The organism is Clostridium thailandense (assembly GCF_019207025.1).
In the GTDB taxonomy this organism is placed as follows: domain Bacteria; phylum Bacillota; class Clostridia; order Clostridiales; family Clostridiaceae; genus Clostridium_AM; species Clostridium_AM thailandense.
Genome location: NZ_JAEEGC010000034.1, coordinates 30,923 through 50,359, shown reverse-complemented (window position 1 = coordinate 50,359; position 19,437 = coordinate 30,923). Strand labels below are relative to the sequence as shown.

Here is a 19,437-nt window from a genome sequence, read left to right as displayed (position 1 = left end):
AATTGTATGGCAGACGCAGCAAGAACACATCTGGTTTGAAAAGCTACAGTTTTAACTAACAAAACAAATAAATGTTTTTACCAAATTAACGGAATCAAACGATAACGTGTCTTTAAACAATATTCTTTATACCCCGAAAGCTCCCTTAAAAGCACTTCTTCCTCATTTTTTATCCTAAATATATTCATTGGCACAGAGAGAAGAAAAGGTATTACTGCCCAATAAGAACCAAGCGCAAGGGGGGTAAATAATAACATTAATAACATTCCTAAATACATTGGATGACGAACTATTGAATATGGGCCTGTTGTTATAACCCGCTGTTCTTTTTCAACCTGTATAATAGTAGAAGCATACCTGTTTTCATTAAAAACCAAGACAATAAAAATATATCCCAATAAAACAATAACATTTGATGTAATTACAATCCAAATAGGTACGCTTGACCAATGAAAACGAAAGTCAATGCCGGGAATAATGTAACCAATAAAAAACAAGTTAAATATAGATGGAGGCTTTTTCGTAGTATCTTTTTCTTTATACTTCATTCTTCTTGATAAAAGTTCAGGACTTTTCTTTAGAAAATATGCAGTAATGAAAAATGTTACTATAGAAAATTCCAGCCAATAAATCCATGCTTCCCAAAACCTCAGCGTACCCGCTGGAAGAAATAAAACAATTCCCATTACAATCATAATAACAATAGGCACAAGATAAGCTCTTTGCTTCGATAATTTTGTATTACCTTCCATGATAAATTACCTCCTAAATTTAAATACCTTCTTTATTAGCAAATTTATAATTCAAATATTGCTGAAAAAGCTGCTTATATTTCATCTGAGCTGGAGATAAAACACCAGTAATCACCTCATTATATAAGCTTTCAAGTGGCTTTGTTAGCCCGGTTTGATTATATAACATCTCTTTTAACGAAGGGATCCTTTTTATAAATTCAGCAGATTCTCGGGCCAAAGCTTCAATTTCCGGATCATCTTCGGACAACTCTGATAGTCTGGCAAGACGTTTTCCAAAGCCTAAAGAAACTTGATATTCTTGAGGGTGAGTTTTAAAATATTCTGCTAATGCTCTAAAAGTTCCACGATAGTCCTCACCCCATTGAAAATCGTCCAAGATGCCAAACAATTTCCGCTGCTGTTCGAAGAGTTCTGGACATGCTTGAACATATTTATCAATTTGATTCGGTCCTAGTATCTCTGTGACCATTTGAAAAGAAGGAGAGGCAAAAGTATCACTATCAAGGAGAATCATCTCTTCTCTAAGCAACATATCAATTTTCTCTACTCGTTCCTCTATTTTTATTTTCTCGCTTAGAAGCTCAATTCTCAAGGACTGTAAGACTTCCCTTAATGTTTTTGTTTTGTGTATATCTCCCAATATTTCTTTGATTCTCTTCAGATCAAGTCCTAAGGATTTTAAGTGTTTAATTAAGCGCATACGAGTTAGCTCCACTGAGCCATATAATCGATATCCTCCTGAAGAACGCTTTGGTTCTTGCAATAAACCGATTCTATGGTAATAGATAATTGTTTTCACTGTACTCCCAGTTATTTTAGCAAAATCGCCGATTTTTATTCGATTCTCCATCAATATCCCACCTCAATAACTAGTATAAACCCAGCCCTAAGGGGCGAGTCAACTGTTTTCGGGAAGACATAATTTAGATTACTTCCCACTATCTACTTTCTCTATATGTTATACTTCTATCCTATAAAATATTCTCCACAGGTATTGTCATTTATGGAGCTGTATTTCGTAGAATTAATTTTAGGTCAAGTCATACTTTCCTCAAATTATAAAGGGGATGTTCCATTTTAAAGTGCAACATCCCCTTTTTCTCATATTTAAGTTTGTGAATAATATATTTTAACTATAATCAGTTTTCTTGTTTATTTTCTAACAGCAAGACAATAATTCACATTATCAAAAGCTGTCATTTGATGATTTGGATTTGCCTTATTATATTTTTTGAAGTACTGATCTGTTATTTCATTCGGTGTTAAATGCTCATAAATCATAAAATTGCTTCTATCTAATAATTTCTCCAATTCCACATAAGAATAACTTCCCAGCATTTTTTCATTTGCAGCACCAGCCATTGTCGCTAGTTTTTTAGCCCGTTCTCCTGCTTTGTCTGTATAAGCATTCTCATCATTATAATCAAAAACAATACTACTGCCTTTTGGTATAAAGCTTGAAATTGCATCGATTGTTTCTTCAAATACCTGTTTAGACAAATAGTAACTTATTCCAAGCAAACTACAGAAGCTAATTTTTCTTTTGTCAAATCCTATACAGGCAAGCAAATTGCTTTGCCATTTATTTTTTCTAAAATCCGCAGATACATAATTCAAATTTGCTTGCCTTTCCGATATCACTGATTTAATACGCTTTTGCTTGTCTGCACCAGTAACAGGGTGGTCAATTTCAAAAATTTCAATTTTTGATGCCCATTCAGGCTGTCGATATGCAAATGTATCGTACCCAGCAGCAAAAATTAAATATTGCTTTGCACCAATTTTCACAGCATTTTCAAGCAGCTTTTCTGTAAATGCCGCTCTACCAAGTGGGGTCGGAGATAACTGATTATCAACAATCCAACGCAAAGCTTCATCCTGCGTTCCCTCAAATGATGGATTAAAAAATTTGATACCCTTTGACATATTGCTTGCAATTTGTTCATATTCATTCTGACTCAGAATATCCTTTGCTAAGTAATCATCAAATACTTTCTCTTTGTTTTTCACTGAATGATATGCTCTTGAAAATGCACTTACGAGTGCTGTCATGCTTTTTTGCTCCATAAAATTATCACCTCTAATAATATATACAACACATATAGTATCACTTCAATTCTTGACTTTTTTACCATTTTGTGCTATAATAATTACATAAAGAACAAAAAATTTACAAAACCGTCACATTTATCGTGGCGGCTTTTTTAATATAATAAAACAATAAATTATATATCCACAGTGCCAACCTGTATCACAGTAGGCTTGCGAATCTGGCGCCTAGCATAGAAGAAAATGCCTATCTGTCCGATTCCAGCAAGCGCCCAGGTAACTGGATAGCAGGCAAAGAGTACAATCTCTGTAGGATACCAAGCAAAGATTGTAGCCAACCATAGAATTCGCATAAGACAGGCACCTACCAGTGTGGAAATCATAGGCGATATAGAATAGCCCATAGCTCGGGTAAGCCCTGGATACACGTTCATCATGCCGCAGGTGAAGAATGCAACCATCATGATATTAATACGCAGCATGCCAAGCTTAATGACTTCCGAATCAGAGGTGAAGATACCAAGCAGTGGCTTTCCAAAAATTACTGTCAAACCGCCCAAGAGAATCCATGTAACAAAGATTAATACTGTACACACCTTTGCAATGCTGTCAATTCGATCATATTTCTTTGCACCCATGTTCTGTCCAGTAAAAGAGAGTGCTGCATTATAATAGGCATTCATTGTGGTGCCGATATAGTTCTCAACATTTCCTGCAGCAGCACTGGCTGCCACCATGGTGGATCCGAAAGAATTAACTGCTGACTGTATCAGCACATTGGAAATAGAGAACAATAATCCTTGCATGCCTGCCGGTAAACCGATTTTCACAATGTCCTTTAGCTTATATCTATCAATACACATCTTACGAGGTATGAAACGTATGGCTCCCTCGCATCTGGAAAGGCAAATCATAATAAGCAGTACTGAGATATACTCAGAAATGACCGTGGCAGAGGCCACACCTGCTACTCCCATATGCAGTACTATTACAAAAAAAAGGTTAAATATCACGTGTAGTGTGCCGGCAATCATAAGATAGTACATTGGACGACGGCTATCACCTGTAGCACGCAAGATAGCTGCTGCAAAGTTGTATACCATGTTAGCAGGTGTGCTAATAAAGTAGATTTTCATATATACTACGGACAATCCGATAATATCCTCTGGAGTGCCCATCATCTTCAGCAAAGGCTTACAAAGGATGATACCCATCACCATTACAATCAATCCACCGATAATGCTGATAGCAATAGATGTATGAACAGATCGACTTACAGCATCTGACTGATCTGCACCACAATCCCGAGCCACAACTACGGTGGTACCTACGGATAAACCCATAAATAAAGTTATAATAAGATTAATGAGTGAACCTGTGGCTCCCACTGCTGCCAATGCCTTACTGCCTGAAAAATGTCCCACTACTACCATATCAGCAGTATTGAATAATAATTGTAGGATATACATAGCCATAATGGGCAAAGCAAAGATAAATATCTTCTTAAACAATGGGCCGTTGCACATATCTATATTACGATTTCTAGAACTCATAATTACATTCGCTTCCTTTTACATTTATTGTTTTAAACTAAATTTGTTTATTAAATACGTATACACTCGTATATAAAATGACTTTTAAATTTTCCCTTATTCATTTTAATACAAGCTTTTTGCTAATACAATATCTGAATCAGATGATTGAAAAATCATTGTATGTTTCTAATCTTAGGGTACATTTCCCTTTATTTAATTATAAATGTCCTTATTTATCATATAAAAAACCGTACTGGATTTCTCCAACACGGTCATATGTATCGTGAGTCTCATTTGAAGAGTCGAAGCACGACCTTTGAAATTCACTACTATTCTTAAATATAAGAATGCACCAATATTGTCTGACGATAATAAAATAAGAATCTTAAAACATTTAGAAAAACGATTAACCTATTTCTAATTCTGTATACGAGGTGTAAATCCAGTTATAATTAATGTTGACCATTCGCTGTCTTCATTATTAATCCACTGACATTCCACATCTAAATATTTAAGCCATGCATTAAGTCCATAGCTTTTCTTGCTTACATTAGGAGATTTTCTGCCATGTTGTTCTTTTATAACCTCCAGCAATTCAATTTGCTCATCCTTACCTAACTCTTTGTTTACTAATTCTAGTACTACTTTTAGACATTCTGTATATGCTTTTCCATCCCAAAGATAAATTTCATCTGAATAAATTTGCCTCTCCTTATTTAAAACATCAATAATTTCATTAATCTCTTCTTTATTAGATAAATAATACTTTGCTCTTCTTAAAGCTTCAATGTCTCCATCTAATTTGCTTATCTTCTTTTCTAAACTTTCTTCCATCATAAACATACTCTCTTTTCATATTTAAATTAGTCTCCATTAAATATCTTAATGAAGACTAATTAATTATACCAGTAATAATATATTATTGCTATTTATCTTTGTATTCAAATTTCATATTATACATATTTAAATTTATCGGCTACAATTGAAATTTTCAAGAAATGAACTATTACGTTGCTGTTTACATATTATAATGTGTAAGCATCACAAATAGGAGAGTTATATGTATATTATGTATCCAGATTGTTGTTACCAGTACCCATTCCTGCCGCGTAGATTGGCATCTGAAAGACAATGTATGACCAACGCTCAAATTTTTGCAACTGCAATGAAATACCAGCCATCTGAAATTTATGAATTAACTTTTCAACCCAGCTTAGCGGCCAAGTATAACGGGGTTTATCAAATAACTGGGGTGGCCGGAAATCCTAAATATTTTATTCTTTTAGCAATAGATTCAAATAAGACAGAACATCAATTTACCGCTGATCAGCTCTGCAAAATAGCCTTAAAAGGACTCACAACTCCTGTTCAGCCGCCTTCAGCTCCACTACCGGCTAAATGCATGACTGCATATTCCATGTATTCTATTGTTCTCGATTCAGACCCTGCTGAAACCTACAATATTTATTTCAAGCCTCCTTATGACAAGGTTTATAATGGTATCTACCACATAAACTTCTTTGCAGGAAACTATTCATATTTTGTTATAGCCAGCGGTTCCAAACTTGAACATGTATTTAGCAGTGACCAAATATGTGCAATAAAATTACAGGGACCAAAAGTTCATAAGGATTATCCCTTAACCGTCCCTGAGGAAACAAGTGGGTTTACTGAAAGTGTAAGCTGCTGGTGGGATGGGAAGCAGTATGCTCCCGGTTCCACGGTTATGATGGCGTCAAATGCAATAAAAACCTGCGGCTCTGATGGAGTGTGGAGATAAACAGTAGCTATGTAGGAACTTATACATTCATGTCAACATAATATATTATGTAAATATTCAATAGAGGAGATATAAATGTATAATATTTGTCCATATTCTCATTACCTTTGCCCTTATTTATTGGACAGAATGCCTCAGGAAATGCAGTGCATGAGTAAGGCTGCAATGTATGAAGTTGTAAGGAACTCAACGGTTCCCGAAACTTATTACATTTCTTTTAATGCTCCGCTAAAGTCCCTAGATGGCATTTACCATTTATTTGGATTAGCTGGAGACCCTGCCGCTTATTTTGCCTTTTTCGGTTTTAATACCAAAGGTCAAAAGCTTAAATTATACAGTAATCAAATCTGCAGCATTCAATTAAGCGGATCTAAAAAGACACTGGTTCTTTTCCCTCCTCAAAAAGTTGCTCCTGGGGAGCCAATAGAAACTCCTGACGGCGAAACTTTGGAACCGGAAATTCAGGGAATTACTGAAGCCAAAAACCCTAATGATTGCTTTTATGCTGACAAAGTATACTCTTATGGAGCAAAAATTAATGTAGGTGGAAAAGATATAACTTGTATTAATGGATCCTGGAGATAAGTAAAGTTAAAGGGTGGTACCAAAATTCCAAGGTATCACCCTCTATAAATCCTCATAAATCAGAATTATGGTTTTGTGGTAACTTTATCGACTAACCACGTTTCTTCCTCAATTTTTATTAATTCTATAAATGTATTGTTATCCGGCCGCTTATAGGGCGGTATATATTCGCCGGTATAGTGATAGTACATCCATACTCTAAAAGTAATCCGGTCTTTTGCCCTGCAGCTGCATCCAGATATTTCAAATGCTTCATGATGAGGATTTGATACACCTGCAAATTGCATTATAAAATCTTCCTTATCTTTGTACTGACTTTTTATATTATCTGAGATCAGATCATAAGCTATAGAACCAGCTCTGCTAAGCCAAGCACAACAATATTTGTCGGCAGTCTTTAAAGCAAGTATATAATCACTATCTACAAAGATTTCAGGAGAATCCATTCAATAGTATCTATTCTCAGCATTTCTATTGAATGGATAAATTTATAAACATACTTCCTTATCATACTATGTTTGAACTTTATTTTCGGTGTTTTAAACACTTATTAAAAATAGTAAAAACTTGCCAACACAAAGGCCCTCATAAATACATATTATACATTGTTAAGATTATGCTAAAAGGAGTTTATTAAATGTATGGTTATACCTACCCTCAAAGTTATTATAAAAGGAATTTCCAAGAAGCTTATACTATACCTAAATGGATATATATAAGCTTAAAATCCAAGTTTCCTCAATACTCCGAACTTATAAAAAGCGAAAACATCACCATTATGAAAATGAATTTAAAACATACTAGGGAATTTCAGTTAGCTGTAATTTTAAACCTTCAAGGTCTTACCGGGATTTTTATTCTTTATGATAACGTGAATGGTATCTATGAGCAGGTCTATGAAAAAAGAGGTCTTATAACAGCCGTTCAGATAAATTGGGATACCAACCTGATAATTACAGTAAGGCTTGGAGGAGGAACAGGCTATTGGATAGATCAGTATTATGCCATTCGATTTACTTCTAAAGGTTGGAAAGAGGTATGGAGTGATTATGCCCAGTACGTCAAAGTTCTTCCAGAAATTGAGTCTGGAGTGCAGATTATTGGAACTGTTTCTTTCGATACACCCGATTACTTAGCTTATAGTATTTTAAAAAGAACAAACTTTACCGGTCCGAGTCAGGCACCTGTGAACACACAATGCTTTTTTAAATTCTATCGTTTTAATTATGCCTCCAATAGCTTTATGTAAAAAAGGGTTGTCGTTCTATTAGAAAATCACAACTGAAAGTTGACTTATAGTGCGACATCCCCCTATTCTAAATCTATATTAGTAAATCTACATGCGTCCCATAATTAATTTCAGCGTAAATATAAAAATAGAACATTTATTAGCATACTCACATTAGATATGGAATCTTCGTACATATTTTTTGTTTGTATAGTTCATATTGTTTTGCTATTGCCTCATCCTCTGAATCATACGGGCCCCAAGATTGAACTATTTTCTGAGGATGAGGAAGTTCTTTTTGATAATCTTCTTGTTTTAAGAAATTCTCCTCACATAAACCTGTGTTAAATTTATGCACATAAAATTTGAAATCAGGAATTTTATCTAGCTTGCATATACCTTGCTTTGCTAATTCAACTCGCTTTTCTACTGCCTCATATTTAGACTCAAAGGGACCCAAAGTTTTAATAGAATCAGACCACTGCTCAGACGTATTTATCTCACAAAAGTTATCATCTATTTTATGCAAGTACCACTGCCGTCTATAGTTAGACCTTTGATATCTTAGATAAGGACACATAAAAGGGCAATAAAATGCCTGATAACTATTATAATCTCTATACAAATATTCTTGCATACATCGATAGTTCTTTCTCATATCTTTACCTACATATTCAGGCGCACCAACAAGATTAGGAATTACAGAAAGTGGAACAAACTTCCACCAATGAACTGGATCATTGTAAGCTTGTATCTGTATGATTCTAGACATAGTACTGCTTCCTAAGTAACGGTACACTATATAATCTCGTCCTACATATGGATAGGTTACTCTCATTCCTCCAGGAGGGATAGCTACCCACGTCGTTGGTGCTTGATTAGGATCTGTTAAAAAAGCATACTCCACAGTTTGAGGAGTTCTATTATAAAGGTTCAATCTCACATAGGCCATTTTCATTCTCCTATCTTTTTTGTTCACTCTAACAGTTTATGCTATAGGACTAACTATTGTTACTGTATAAAAAAAGGCGGCCTATGCCGTCTATAGCTAGATCTTTTTATATTTAGATACTGACTTAAAAACTTAAAAATCAATCCTATTTCTTTTACTAATGAACTTCATGGATTCCTGGAGTTTTAAAATAATTATTAAGATTCAAAAGAAATTCGTCATATAATTTTTTTTGTGTTAAAGGATATTCAAATATAAAAGTATTAGTTGAACCTTTCCCTACGACTTCTTTTTTATATATAATTTTATTATTTTTAATCGAGGAAATAATATACCAATTATCCTTTTGTTTTTTATACGAAGCTTTTTTAACCTCCTTCAATGCATTTTTGTATGCTTGGCTTGGGGTTATGTCAAATATATTATTGCTTCCAAATACCGTAAGTTTTACCGTCCCGCTTTCATCGATTAAGGTAATTCCATCTCCATTTTCTGATTCATTACCATTGATCAAAATGCTTGGGTATTTAATTGAGAATTCATATCTGCTATTATAGTAATCCGCATATGTGAACCCTTCTGTCACTTTAGAGATTGTTACTCTCGAATTATAAACATAACTCGTATTATTATCAGTATATAAAAATGAAAATATTAATATAAAAATGCCCATAAATATTGATATAATACTAATTGCTTTTTTAGTCTTCATTTGCTGTCCTCCTTATATAATACATGTGTAATATTAGGATTTACTATTACATATCTTAATATTCTCATTTGGTTATAAGTATACTCCTTAAATTCATGTTGTATATAACTATCAAGTCTCATAAATGTTTATATGTTAAAGCCACAACAAACACAACAATTACGCCAAACCCCTACTTTAACACAAATGTCCCTAGTTCTGCGTAAAAGTTAGACCCCCCAAAGCGGAACATCATTCAAACCATAGTCTGAGAGAACATATAATAAAAACTGCACTTACTTGTGGTGCAGTTCACATTAACAAGGATATTTTAGACCTTTTTTATGTAATAGAATCAGTTACTTCTTTTTTTCAATAATTAACTCTTTTAATTCATCTTTAGAAACTTTTTTATCATAATAATCTAACTTCATATTCACAAGTTCAAGAAGATCAGTATATTTTTTTATCTCTTCTTCTATTATTTCTTTTTGTTCAAGCATAATCTTACGCCTTTCATCTAAAGTATCCTTGCTGCTAATGCAAAGATCAACATATTTTTTTATATATGAAATAGACATTCCTGTAGCTCGCATACAACATACAATTTGAAGCCATCCTAAATCAGCATCTGTGTATACCCTCCTACCATTGTTGTCACGTTGTACTGAAGGTATCAAGCCTTCCCTTTCATAATATCTTAATGTATACTGTGATATATTTAATTTTTCTGCTACTTCTTTTATTGAGAAATTCATAACTGCACACCTCTAAATAACAATCTATAGTTTTATGTAATAATATAGTTACTATTATAAATGTTACTATACTTATTGATCAATATTTTTGAAATTTCCTATTGACTTACACTGCACTCTAAGAAATATACTAAGTATAACGCTAGCGATTTGAGCTCATTTTAATAATTAGGCTGTGTATAGAAAAGGAGAAATATATGAAAAATACTATTCAAGCATCAATAAATTCAGGGTATAACTTTTCTACAACTGCAAAAGAAGTTATAGAAAATATAGAGTTAGAAAGTTTAGATCTTATGTATCCTATTTCTATCGATAAATTTTCAGAAAGGTTTTTAGCTTCTAACCGCCCCCTTCACATCTTAGTAAATAGTGCTGGAATCATGGCTCCGCCACTAATGAAAGATTTTAGGGGATATGAATCTCAATTTGCAACAAACCACCTTGGACACTTTCAATTTATATACGACTCCAAACAGTATTGATTTATGTTGTTAACATAAGCTGTTCCAATTTATTTTTTGTATAATCATCTATAGGCATTTGAATGGTAATACTTGCTCCCTCTATTTCTGTAGACTTAAAGGAAATATAGCTTAAGTATAAGTCTCCTACTAAAGGATGATGTAAAAGTTTTTGCCCTTCTGGTGTTCCCATAATACCTTTAGAGAGGAAGATATGAAAATGAATAGACATTTAGAAAACAAAAATTTTTCAAACAAATTATTATTAATCTTAATGGTAATGATGATGTGATTATTTATCCTATGATAATTTAACATCTATTTAAAAAAATTCTTTAATGGTATACTAACTTAAAAGAAATTTACTTTCATTAATTTTATATTATTAGGCCTATGATATAAATCATAAGTCTTTCATAACGATATATAACTATAAATAGACCTTATTATTTGTTTAAAGTAAAGGAGAAATAAAAATGAATTTGATAACTGTAGATCAAGAGAAATGTATTAAATGTGGTTTATGCGTAGATGAGTGCCCAGAATATGTATTAAGGCTTAGCAAAAATGGACCTGAAGAAATTTGTAGTAAAGATTGTATTTCCTGTGGTCATTGTGTAGCTATATGCCCAAAGGAAGCAATTGATAATATAAAAACACCTTTATCCAATCAAATCAGCTCAAAAAAATTTCCAAAGTTAAGCCCTGAGGAGGCAGAAAACTTTCTTCGTTCAAGGCGTTCCATTCGCACATATAAAGAAACTCCTGTCCCAAGAGAAAAATTAATAACTCTTGTGAATATTGCTCATTTTGCTCCTAGTGGACATAATCTGCAAGGCATATCCTATGTCATCATAGATGATAGAAAAATACTTGATGAGGCTGTTAAACTTGTCATTGAAGAATTTGAGAAGGATAATGTATCAAGCAACTTTACAAAGCCATATCGTGAAAAAGAAATTGATACAATTTTGCGAGGAGCATCTAGCCTTATCCTGGCAACTGCTGATTTGAACTTTCCACGAGGAAGAGAAAATTCTATTTTTTCATTAGCGTATTTGGAGTTGTATGCACCAACGCTAGGATTAGGCTCATGCTGGGCTGGAATGTTTGAAAGAGTTGCTATGAAAGATAATTCCCCATTAATTGAATTATTTAATATCCCCAAGAACAAGAAAATTACTGGTGCTGTTATGGTAGGATATCCAAAATCTACTTATTCAAGGTTAGTTGACAGAAATCCATTAGAGTTTACTTTTATAAATTTGATATAGTGCCTCCATATTATTGAACACTACATAGTTAAAATCCATTGTAATAAAACAAAAGAGTGCTTTAAAGTCTTACTCTTTAATACTTTAAAAGCACTTTATCTTAAATATATTCAGCCTGCTTATGCTTAATTATACACTTCTTCTCCACATATAATTAAATTTTCATTGTATTTTCCTGATAAATAATAAAGCATACTGCAAATAGTAGAAAATACAGAGGTAATTAAAATAGCATACCAAATTCCTTTAATTCCTATGCTGGTTTGTGACATAAAATTAGCGAGTGGTATTCTAAGGAGCAAAAGTGATACTGCTGAAATTGTCATAGTTACCATAGTTTTTCCTGAACCTGTTATAATACCATTAGTTACATAGGTTATACTGAATATCAAATAAACTAAAGCATTAATTCTTAAATAGGTTGATCCTATATTTAAAATTCTAGAGTCTTTTGCGAAGATCATAAGAATTTGATTTGGAAAAACTGAAATTAAAACAGCCACTATAGTAACGATAGAAAAATTTAACAATGATCCCCATTTAAAAACTCCTTTTACTCTATCTGATTTATTGGCCCCAATATTTTGTCCTGTTATAACTGAGGCTGCGGTTCCTATAGCCATACCAGGCATTATAGCTAAATAATCTACTTTACTTGCTGCCGCATAAGCTGCAATAGCATCTGCACCAAATCTGCTTATAAATGATGTAATAAATATAAGGCTAATTGGCATTAAACACTGTTGAATAGTTGCTGGCATACCTATTTTTAATATTTCTAAAACTATTTCCTTATCAAAACTAAGTCTTTTAGGAATAATATTAATCTTAAGTTTTTTCCTTTTTAGGCATGTTACTGCAGAAATAATTGCAATGCCTCCTGAAATAAGGGATGCTGCCGCTGCGCCATTAAGCTTAAATTGCATTATAAGAAATGGATCTAATACAGCATTTACAATTGTCGACAAAACGAGAAATATTAACGAGGTTTTTGTATCTCCCATTCCTGAGAGAATTGAATTAATAACAGAATATATATAATTAATAAATGTAGCAAAAAGCAATATTTCTAGGTAACTTGATGCCATATTAAATATTTCCTTTGGAGTTCCCATTAAATTTAATAATTCATTTCTAAAAATAAATACTAAAGATATAAGAACCACAGCTAGTATAGAAAATAATGAAAAAGATGTCTCTATTATTTTGTTAATAGTATTAAAGTTTTTTGCTCCATAATTTCTAGATATTAATATAGAAATAGCTGTAGTTGAGCCTGTGGCTATAGCAATGAGTATAAAAGTAATAGGAAAACTTACTGAAGTAGCTGCCATAGCTTCCTTTCCAAGTAAATTTCCAATCCAAATAGTATTTATTATGGTATACCCCATAGTTAAAAAAAGTCCTATAACCATTGGTACAGCAAATTTTAATATATGCGTTTTAATATCTCCTGTGGTGAAATCATTTCCTGTGTGTTTTTTCATCTTTATATCAATTCCTTTCTTAAGACAGTAACATAAGCCTGAAAACATTTCTTTCAGACTTATACTTTCTTAAATACATTTCTTGATTATATTTTACTAGTTTAAAAATGTATTTTTATCACCCACAGGTATGATTAAAAGGGGTGATTTTTCCAATCACCCCTGAAAATTAAAAAATTCCAAATTCCTTAGCCTTAGTTAATGCCTCAGTTCTACTGTGTACATCTAACTTAGTATATATATTTAAAAGATGTGTTTTTACCGTGTTCACAGATACAAATAAAGCTTCTGCTATTTCTAAGTTAGTAAGTCCTTTTTGCAAATATTTAAGAACCTCTATTTCTCTTACACTCAATATCTCCAAGTAAGCAGGCTTTTCCATGATATTAATTTTATTATTGAAGTTTTCAATTATTTGATTTAAAAAACTTTGAGCTTCTTTCTTAAGCAAAGCTTGAAGCTTTGTACTTTTACTTAGAATAAACTCCTTTAAATGCGTCTCTTCATTTAAGAAAATTCTAAGATACTTTTCTTTATAGGAAATGTTTATTGCTTTTATCAAAACCTCTAGTGCTTCCGTTGTATTACCTTTTTTCTCACAAATAATACTTTTCAAAATTAAGGCTTCTGCCAATGCCTTATTAACTTTTCTCATTTCAAAAGTTTCAGAAAGACTAATTATTAAAATTTCTGCTTCAGCTAGTGCATTTTTAAATATAAGATATCTAACTTTTGTTAAGTAATAATAGGAATAGGCTATATTGAATTTTGTTAAACAATTAAAAATATCATTATTTATTAAATTTTCTACTCCTTCAAAATTACCACTTCTTAAATGTAAATTTGCTTTAACCCTCAGAAATTCTAATTTTACATCGAATAGTTTATCATTTATTCTATATGTTTCGGATTTGCTTAAGTATTTTAAAGCATCTTCAATATTAGAACCGGCAAAAAATATTTTTGCTAAAGTCATATAGCTTGCACATAAAATCCAGTTTACTTCTCCTTTTTTAGCAAGTTCCAAAGCTTTTTTTACCCATTCTACTGCTTTATCAAGCTCATTCCACTCATAATATATGTCAGCTAAATCATTATATATAGCAGCTGCTGCAGGTATATTAATAACATGTCTTTTAGTTAAATATTCAATTAAGTCTATACATTGTTTTTCTGCTTCATAAATTTTGCCTCTCATCATTTTTGATATGATTAAGCTTCTGTTAGCTATAGAAGCTGTATAGTAATTATCAATATTTTTACTAATCTCAAGACATTCCTCATAAAATGCTGCAGCAGCTTTTACATCACCTTCATAAATGGCTGCAGTTCCTTTTAATAAAGCATTTGCTGCTTTTAAGATATTATGTTTATTTCCATAATCTTTAGCCTTATCTGCATATTCCTTAATTTTAGTAATATCTCTTTCTAATATGGCAAGCATTCCTCTAATAATCATTATTTCTGTGAAAAAGTATTTTACATCCACTTCATCAATCTGTAACTTTAAAGACTGCTCTACACACTTTAAGTAATTATCAGAAGCTTTATAGTCTCCGCTCGCACATTTAAACCATGCTGCATTCATACAAAGGCGAGGTCTATCATAAAACATTTCCTTAGGGATTTTCATGCACCAATCATAAACTTTTTTCATATCACCACTAAACATTAAATCCATATCAATTTTTTCTATTATAATCCTTGCTTCATCATAGTTCTTAGCTTCAATATAAAAATTAATTGCTTCATCATAGAAGCCATTTTCTTTATGCCACTCTGCAGCACCATTATAAAGTTCAGGTAAAATGTCTTCCATTGCCACAGCTCTTCTATTTCCCAGAAATTCTTTAAATAAATGATGATATCTATACCACTCTTTATTTTCATCTAAAGGTATCATAAACAAATTTTCCGTATCTATTTTTTCTAAAAGCTCCTGGCTATTTTTTATTTGTGTAACTCTATTACATAAATCACTGTTCATTTCTCCTAATATTGAAGTTTTCATAAGAAAATCCTGTGTTTCTCTATCGAGAAGCGAAAATACCTCTTCCATTAAGTAATCCAGGACATATCTATGATCTCCTTTAAAACCATTTAAGAAGGTTTCTTCATTTTTAGTATTTTTCAAAGAAAGTCCAGCCATTTGAAGTCCTACTGCCCATCCTTCAGTACGTTCTTCTAAAATATTTAAAGTGCCATTAGATATATCTACATCCATAACTTCTTTAAAAAAGGTTTCTATCTCTTTCTGAGTAAAACTCAAATCTTTTTGAGATAGCTGAAGCATGTTATCTGTAGCTCTAAGCTTGCTTATGCCTATGTCAGGAACTGCTCTGCTTATAATTACTATATGAACATTAGGTGGCACATTTCTTATAAAAAATTTCAACTGCTCATATATTTCTTTGTTGTCAATCATATATAAATCATCTATAACTAAAAACAAATCTTTTCTAAGTTCATCAAGATTATTTAATATTACTGCTAAAATTTCTGTATCAAAGCTGCTTTTAAATTGAAAAGAGTTAAATGCTAAAATGGAATTTTCCATAATTCCTTCTTTTATTTTATCAAGTGCATAAACAACATATTTCCAAAATACTATAGCTTCACTATCTCTTTCAGAAAGAGATAACCAGGCCGTAAAACATTTATTCTTAATGTTAAAATTTAACCATGAAGCTATCAATGTGCTTTTACCAAAACCAGCTGGAGCAGTAACTAATATAAGCTTATAGTTTATAGCTTCATTCAGCTTATTAAACAAATCTTCTCTTTTTACTATTTTGTCTTTTACTTTTGGTATATTTATCTTACTTTTAATAAAACCTTTATCCATTATTCATAACATCCTCTATTCCACTTTTATCATAAATAACCGAAATATCTGAGCTTACTAATTTATCTTCAATGATTTACTTAATTGATACTATAGTCATTTTTTATAATTATATTTTATCATATGTACATCTTGTAAATATATAATTTGTTTATATATTGCACGAGCATCTTCTTGGGGAACTTTACGCATATTGTTATCTAATAAACGTGTAACTTGCATTCCTGCATCAACTAAAAGATCCAAATCAGATTCTGGTACATCAAACTCACTTTGTTTCTCAAAAGAATCGTTTTTATATTTTCCAATGAATTTTGACTACTATATACAGCCTGTGGCATTTTTAAATTATATTTTTCTAACATTTTATAACTTCCTTTCCCTCATTTAATCTTATAAGCATTTTTGATAAATCGCTAAATAACGTTTTTTTACCAAATGCGCCGGATTTTGAAATTACATTTAACATCTTTCCGTTATAATTAAGCTGTGAGAGTACAACTCCGCAATCTATTTCACATACAGGAGATATACCCTTAATACCAGCCTCACGTGCGAATCCAACTAGTGAATCTCCCCCCATAATGAAAATGGTGCTATCACATCCTTTGTCAATCAACCGTTTCAGAATCTTGCCCATGTCAGACATAATGTATATAAGCATCTGTTTAGTTGAAATTCCTCTTTTTTGTACATAAGCAGTTGTGCTTTCAGTGCCTTCCATATCATTTGTATCAAGAATGACCATATTATTATTTTCACTAAAATCATACAGATTCTGAACAAATTCATCTGTTTTTTACTGTAATAACTATACTAATATGAGATATGGAAATTTGTAAAAGAAATAGAGTTTTACTTTCATGTATAAGTTCTTATAACGGAACACTTGATTCAAATATGATAGCATTTATAAATCAGCTGCATTGTTTTATCATTACTTTACCAGCATTAAGAGATGATTCAGCGCGCATAGATTCAATTGTAAAACTATATCTTAACAAATTAAATATATCTATTGGAAAACAAATTTTAGGAATCACACCAGATGAAATGCAGATGCTTTGCGAATTTTCCTGGCCTTATAACTATACGCAATTTACTCGGGTTATTGAAAATATTGCACTAAAGGTAATTGAGATGTGCAACTGCAATCAAACCAAGGTTGCTAAAAGTCTCAAAATCAGTCGAACTACATTGTGACGTTTAATTAAATCTGTCTTGTAAAGTTCGTCATTTAAAACAGTCCACTTTGAAAATGCAAACATGCTGAACGTACAAAAGCTGCCGCACTAATTTTTTAGTACGACAGCCCCCATTGCTTTATATAGAAAATCTAATCACTCTCAAAAATAAACTTTCACTAAATATTGTCCCTCATAGTGATAAGCAAGAATTTTCATTCTATTTTAAAAAACTTTAAATCTATACGCACTACCGTTTTTATTTAGTACTTATAACCTGTTGTGCCATTTTAACTAATTCATCCTTTGATATATTCGAATCTCTTCCTAAGAAGGAATAGTTAATTCCACCTTCCATCCAATTTAAGCATTGAACTTGAGAGACTTTTTCCTTGTCATAATCAGATCCATAACTAAATACATATTTACCAGATGCCTTATCCTTCTTATCTTGTTCTGTCATTTTATAATTTGCTGGCTCAAGCTTATTAGCATATGAATAATAATATAAATCTATACCCTTATAATTAGCAATAACAGTAGCTTTCTCTGATCTTTCACCTAATCTTCCATTTTCCATAAAAAGACTTAATTCATCCTTCCCTTTTGTATAATCGAAATCAAGTGATTTTGTTTTTCCTGCAAAATTACCTTTATCATCAGTTCCTTTATTATCTACAACACATCCATTTACAAAAGTGTAACCATTATCAAATTTATTAACTAGTTTAGGATTAAATTTATACTCCTTCTTTACTTCTTCTGCTGTAGGTATAGTAGTATATGTTGGTCTGCTGCTTGAACTTGAAGTTATAGAAGTTATTTTTCCTGCAGCAAATACAGTTGTCCCTATTACCATAGTAGCTACTAATGCAATAATAAATTTTTTCTTCGTAGATCCTTTTTTATATATTTTTACATTTTCCATTTCATCCTTCTCCTTTTTATCTGGTAAGCTATTTAATGTTGCACTTACCTTATTTTTAAAACTTTCAGGTGTATCTGGAAAGGCATTATTCCAATCATATTTATTCATAAACTACCTCCATATCCTCTAGCTTTATTTTTAATAATTTTCGTCCTTTTGCTAATCTGCTTTTTACAGTTCCTGCAGGTATTTCTAAAGTCTGTTTAATCTCTCCTACTGAATATCCCTCTACATAATACAAAACAATTGTAATACGAATACGCTCTGGTAAATTCTGAATAGCCAAATATAATTCGCTATAATCCTTCCTATCATCAGCCTTGGTAGACTCAAAGTATTCTTCATAAGGTACCTCGGGATACTCTTTGCGTTTTAAATCATAACATTCATTTATGAGTATCCTAACTAACCATGTTTTAAAATATTGTTCTTTCTTCAGCGTATCTATTTTATCATAGGCTTTTAAAATTGCCTCCTGAACGGCATCCTCGCAATCTTGATCATGAGTCAAAATCGATTTAGATACATGATATAAAGTAGATTCAGCTTCAAGAACATTAGCTATAAATGTTTCTTTATTCAATTGACTTCCTACCTTTCTTTGCAAACTGCAGCGCTACTTTTTTGCTTTACACTAATTAGATGGATAAACTTACTAGATGGTTCATTTTATTTTCACTTAAATTTAAATTTTTTATAATATCTAAAACTAATTTTATTTCCATACTAATTTACACGAGGCTATAAGCTGCATCTTATAAATTAATTACAAAATAAAGATACCATAAAATCCATTTCTGAATAATATGATATCTTAATAAATTATTTAATTTATAGGCATCAAAAGCTGAAAGTTAACTTATAAAAAATATTTACTTGATAACAGTTAACATAAGTTAAACATTTTTAGAGGACAGTGAAG

At 31.8% G+C, this 19,437-nt stretch carries 20 protein-coding genes and 1 pseudogene; 6 read left to right on the top strand and 15 right to left on the bottom strand.

What is annotated here, in order from left to right:
* Positions 1 to 77: 77 nt before the first annotated feature.
* From I6U48_RS08055 to I6U48_RS08035, 5 genes are all read right to left on the bottom strand, one after another.
* A complete protein-coding gene (locus I6U48_RS08055; RefSeq protein ID WP_218319896.1) occupies positions 78 to 752 on the bottom strand; it encodes a methyltransferase family protein in 675 nt (224 codons plus the stop codon).
* A 19-nt stretch (positions 753 to 771) separates the two neighbouring features.
* Positions 772 to 1,605, bottom strand: a complete 834-nt coding sequence (locus tag I6U48_RS08050) for a MerR family transcriptional regulator (RefSeq protein WP_218319895.1) — start codon at positions 1,603 to 1,605, stop codon at positions 772 to 774.
* Between the two features lie 302 nt (positions 1,606 to 1,907).
* Positions 1,908 to 2,822, bottom strand: a complete 915-nt coding sequence (locus I6U48_RS08045; protein ID WP_218319894.1) for a class I SAM-dependent methyltransferase — start codon at positions 2,820 to 2,822, stop codon at positions 1,908 to 1,910.
* Positions 2,823 to 2,980: 158 nt separating this feature from the next.
* Entirely contained in the window at positions 2,981 to 4,357 is a 1,377-nt protein-coding gene (locus tag I6U48_RS08040; RefSeq protein WP_218319893.1) for an MATE family efflux transporter, read from the bottom strand.
* A 399-nt stretch (positions 4,358 to 4,756) separates the two neighbouring features.
* Complete coding sequence (locus I6U48_RS08035) at positions 4,757 to 5,176, bottom strand: hypothetical protein (RefSeq protein ID WP_218319892.1); 420 nt, start codon at positions 5,174 to 5,176, stop codon at positions 4,757 to 4,759.
* A 223-nt stretch (positions 5,177 to 5,399) separates the two neighbouring features.
* On the opposite strand from I6U48_RS08035, the gene I6U48_RS08030 reads away from it, so the two are divergent.
* Positions 5,400 to 6,119 carry a hypothetical protein gene (locus tag I6U48_RS08030; RefSeq protein WP_218319891.1) on the top strand — a complete coding sequence of 240 codons (720 nt, stop codon included), beginning with the start codon at positions 5,400 to 5,402 and terminating at the stop codon, positions 6,117 to 6,119.
* Positions 6,120 to 6,269: 150 nt separating this feature from the next.
* The gene (locus I6U48_RS08025; RefSeq protein WP_218319890.1) at positions 6,270 to 6,704 is read left to right on the top strand and encodes a DUF1496 domain-containing protein; all 435 of its coding nucleotides are present in this window, start codon (positions 6,270 to 6,272) and stop codon (positions 6,702 to 6,704) included.
* 65 nt (positions 6,705 to 6,769) lie between these two features.
* Here I6U48_RS08025 and I6U48_RS08020 read toward each other — a convergent pair whose 3' ends face one another.
* Positions 6,770 to 7,150: a hypothetical protein gene (locus I6U48_RS08020; RefSeq protein ID WP_218319889.1), complete on the bottom strand. Its 381-nt coding sequence runs from the start codon at positions 7,148 to 7,150 to the stop codon at positions 6,770 to 6,772.
* Positions 7,151 to 7,341: 191 nt separating this feature from the next.
* Between I6U48_RS08020 and I6U48_RS08015 the strand changes: the two genes are divergently transcribed.
* On the top strand, positions 7,342 to 7,953 hold the full coding sequence (locus I6U48_RS08015) for a hypothetical protein (protein ID WP_218319888.1): 612 nt from the start codon (positions 7,342 to 7,344) through the stop codon (positions 7,951 to 7,953).
* A gap of 148 nt (positions 7,954 to 8,101) precedes the next feature.
* Here the strand turns inward: I6U48_RS08015 and I6U48_RS08010 are convergent, their stop codons facing one another.
* The 3 genes from I6U48_RS08010 to I6U48_RS08000 all read right to left on the bottom strand — a co-directional run bounded on the left by I6U48_RS08010 (position 8,102) and on the right by I6U48_RS08000 (position 10,333).
* Positions 8,102 to 8,884, bottom strand: coding sequence for a hypothetical protein (locus tag I6U48_RS08010; RefSeq protein ID WP_218319887.1), 783 nt, complete (start codon positions 8,882 to 8,884; stop codon positions 8,102 to 8,104).
* A 157-nt stretch (positions 8,885 to 9,041) separates the two neighbouring features.
* Positions 9,042 to 9,596 carry a hypothetical protein gene (locus I6U48_RS08005; protein ID WP_218319886.1) on the bottom strand — a complete coding sequence of 185 codons (555 nt, stop codon included), beginning with the start codon at positions 9,594 to 9,596 and terminating at the stop codon, positions 9,042 to 9,044.
* A 338-nt stretch (positions 9,597 to 9,934) separates the two neighbouring features.
* Positions 9,935 to 10,333 (bottom strand): MerR family transcriptional regulator, encoded by a 399-nt coding sequence (locus I6U48_RS08000; protein ID WP_218319885.1) that lies wholly within the window; start codon positions 10,331 to 10,333, stop codon positions 9,935 to 9,937.
* Between the two features lie 197 nt (positions 10,334 to 10,530).
* On the opposite strand from I6U48_RS08000, the pseudogene I6U48_RS07995 reads away from it, so the two are divergent.
* Positions 10,531 to 10,791, top strand: a pseudogene (locus tag I6U48_RS07995) (oxidoreductase); the annotation flags it as partial.
* Between the two features lie 28 nt (positions 10,792 to 10,819).
* Here I6U48_RS07995 and I6U48_RS07990 read toward each other — a convergent pair.
* Complete coding sequence (locus I6U48_RS07990; RefSeq protein ID WP_246615245.1) at positions 10,820 to 10,990, bottom strand: hypothetical protein; 171 nt, start codon at positions 10,988 to 10,990, stop codon at positions 10,820 to 10,822.
* A 283-nt stretch (positions 10,991 to 11,273) separates the two neighbouring features.
* Between I6U48_RS07990 and I6U48_RS07985 the strand changes: the two genes are divergently transcribed.
* Positions 11,274 to 12,071: a nitroreductase family protein gene (locus I6U48_RS07985; protein ID WP_218319884.1), complete on the top strand. Its 798-nt coding sequence runs from the start codon at positions 11,274 to 11,276 to the stop codon at positions 12,069 to 12,071.
* Positions 12,072 to 12,196: 125 nt separating this feature from the next.
* On the opposite strand, the gene I6U48_RS07980 is transcribed toward I6U48_RS07985, so the two are convergent.
* From I6U48_RS07980 to I6U48_RS07970, 3 genes are all read right to left on the bottom strand, one after another.
* Complete coding sequence (locus I6U48_RS07980; protein WP_218319883.1) at positions 12,197 to 13,558, bottom strand: MATE family efflux transporter; 1,362 nt, start codon at positions 13,556 to 13,558, stop codon at positions 12,197 to 12,199.
* Between the two features lie 169 nt (positions 13,559 to 13,727).
* Positions 13,728 to 16,403 carry a winged helix-turn-helix domain-containing protein gene (locus I6U48_RS07975; protein ID WP_218319882.1) on the bottom strand — a complete coding sequence of 892 codons (2,676 nt, stop codon included), beginning with the start codon at positions 16,401 to 16,403 and terminating at the stop codon, positions 13,728 to 13,730.
* Between the two features lie 358 nt (positions 16,404 to 16,761).
* Positions 16,762 to 17,178, bottom strand: coding sequence for a nucleotide-binding domain containing protein (locus tag I6U48_RS07970; protein ID WP_376774540.1), 417 nt, complete (start codon positions 17,176 to 17,178; stop codon positions 16,762 to 16,764).
* Positions 17,179 to 17,231: 53 nt separating this feature from the next.
* On the opposite strand from I6U48_RS07970, the gene I6U48_RS07965 reads away from it, so the two are divergent.
* Positions 17,232 to 17,606 carry a hypothetical protein gene (locus I6U48_RS07965; RefSeq protein WP_218319880.1) on the top strand — a complete coding sequence of 125 codons (375 nt, stop codon included), beginning with the start codon at positions 17,232 to 17,234 and terminating at the stop codon, positions 17,604 to 17,606.
* A gap of 240 nt (positions 17,607 to 17,846) precedes the next feature.
* Here the strand turns inward: I6U48_RS07965 and I6U48_RS07960 are convergent, their stop codons facing one another.
* Together I6U48_RS07960 and I6U48_RS07955 are read right to left on the bottom strand one after the other, a co-directional pair.
* Positions 17,847 to 18,623, bottom strand: a complete 777-nt coding sequence (locus I6U48_RS07960; RefSeq protein WP_218319879.1) for a hypothetical protein — start codon at positions 18,621 to 18,623, stop codon at positions 17,847 to 17,849.
* Positions 18,616 to 19,098: an RNA polymerase sigma factor gene (locus I6U48_RS07955; protein ID WP_218319878.1), complete on the bottom strand. Its 483-nt coding sequence runs from the start codon at positions 19,096 to 19,098 to the stop codon at positions 18,616 to 18,618. Before I6U48_RS07955 ends, I6U48_RS07960 begins: the two co-directional genes overlap by 8 nt.
* Positions 19,099 to 19,437: the final 339 nt, after the last annotated feature.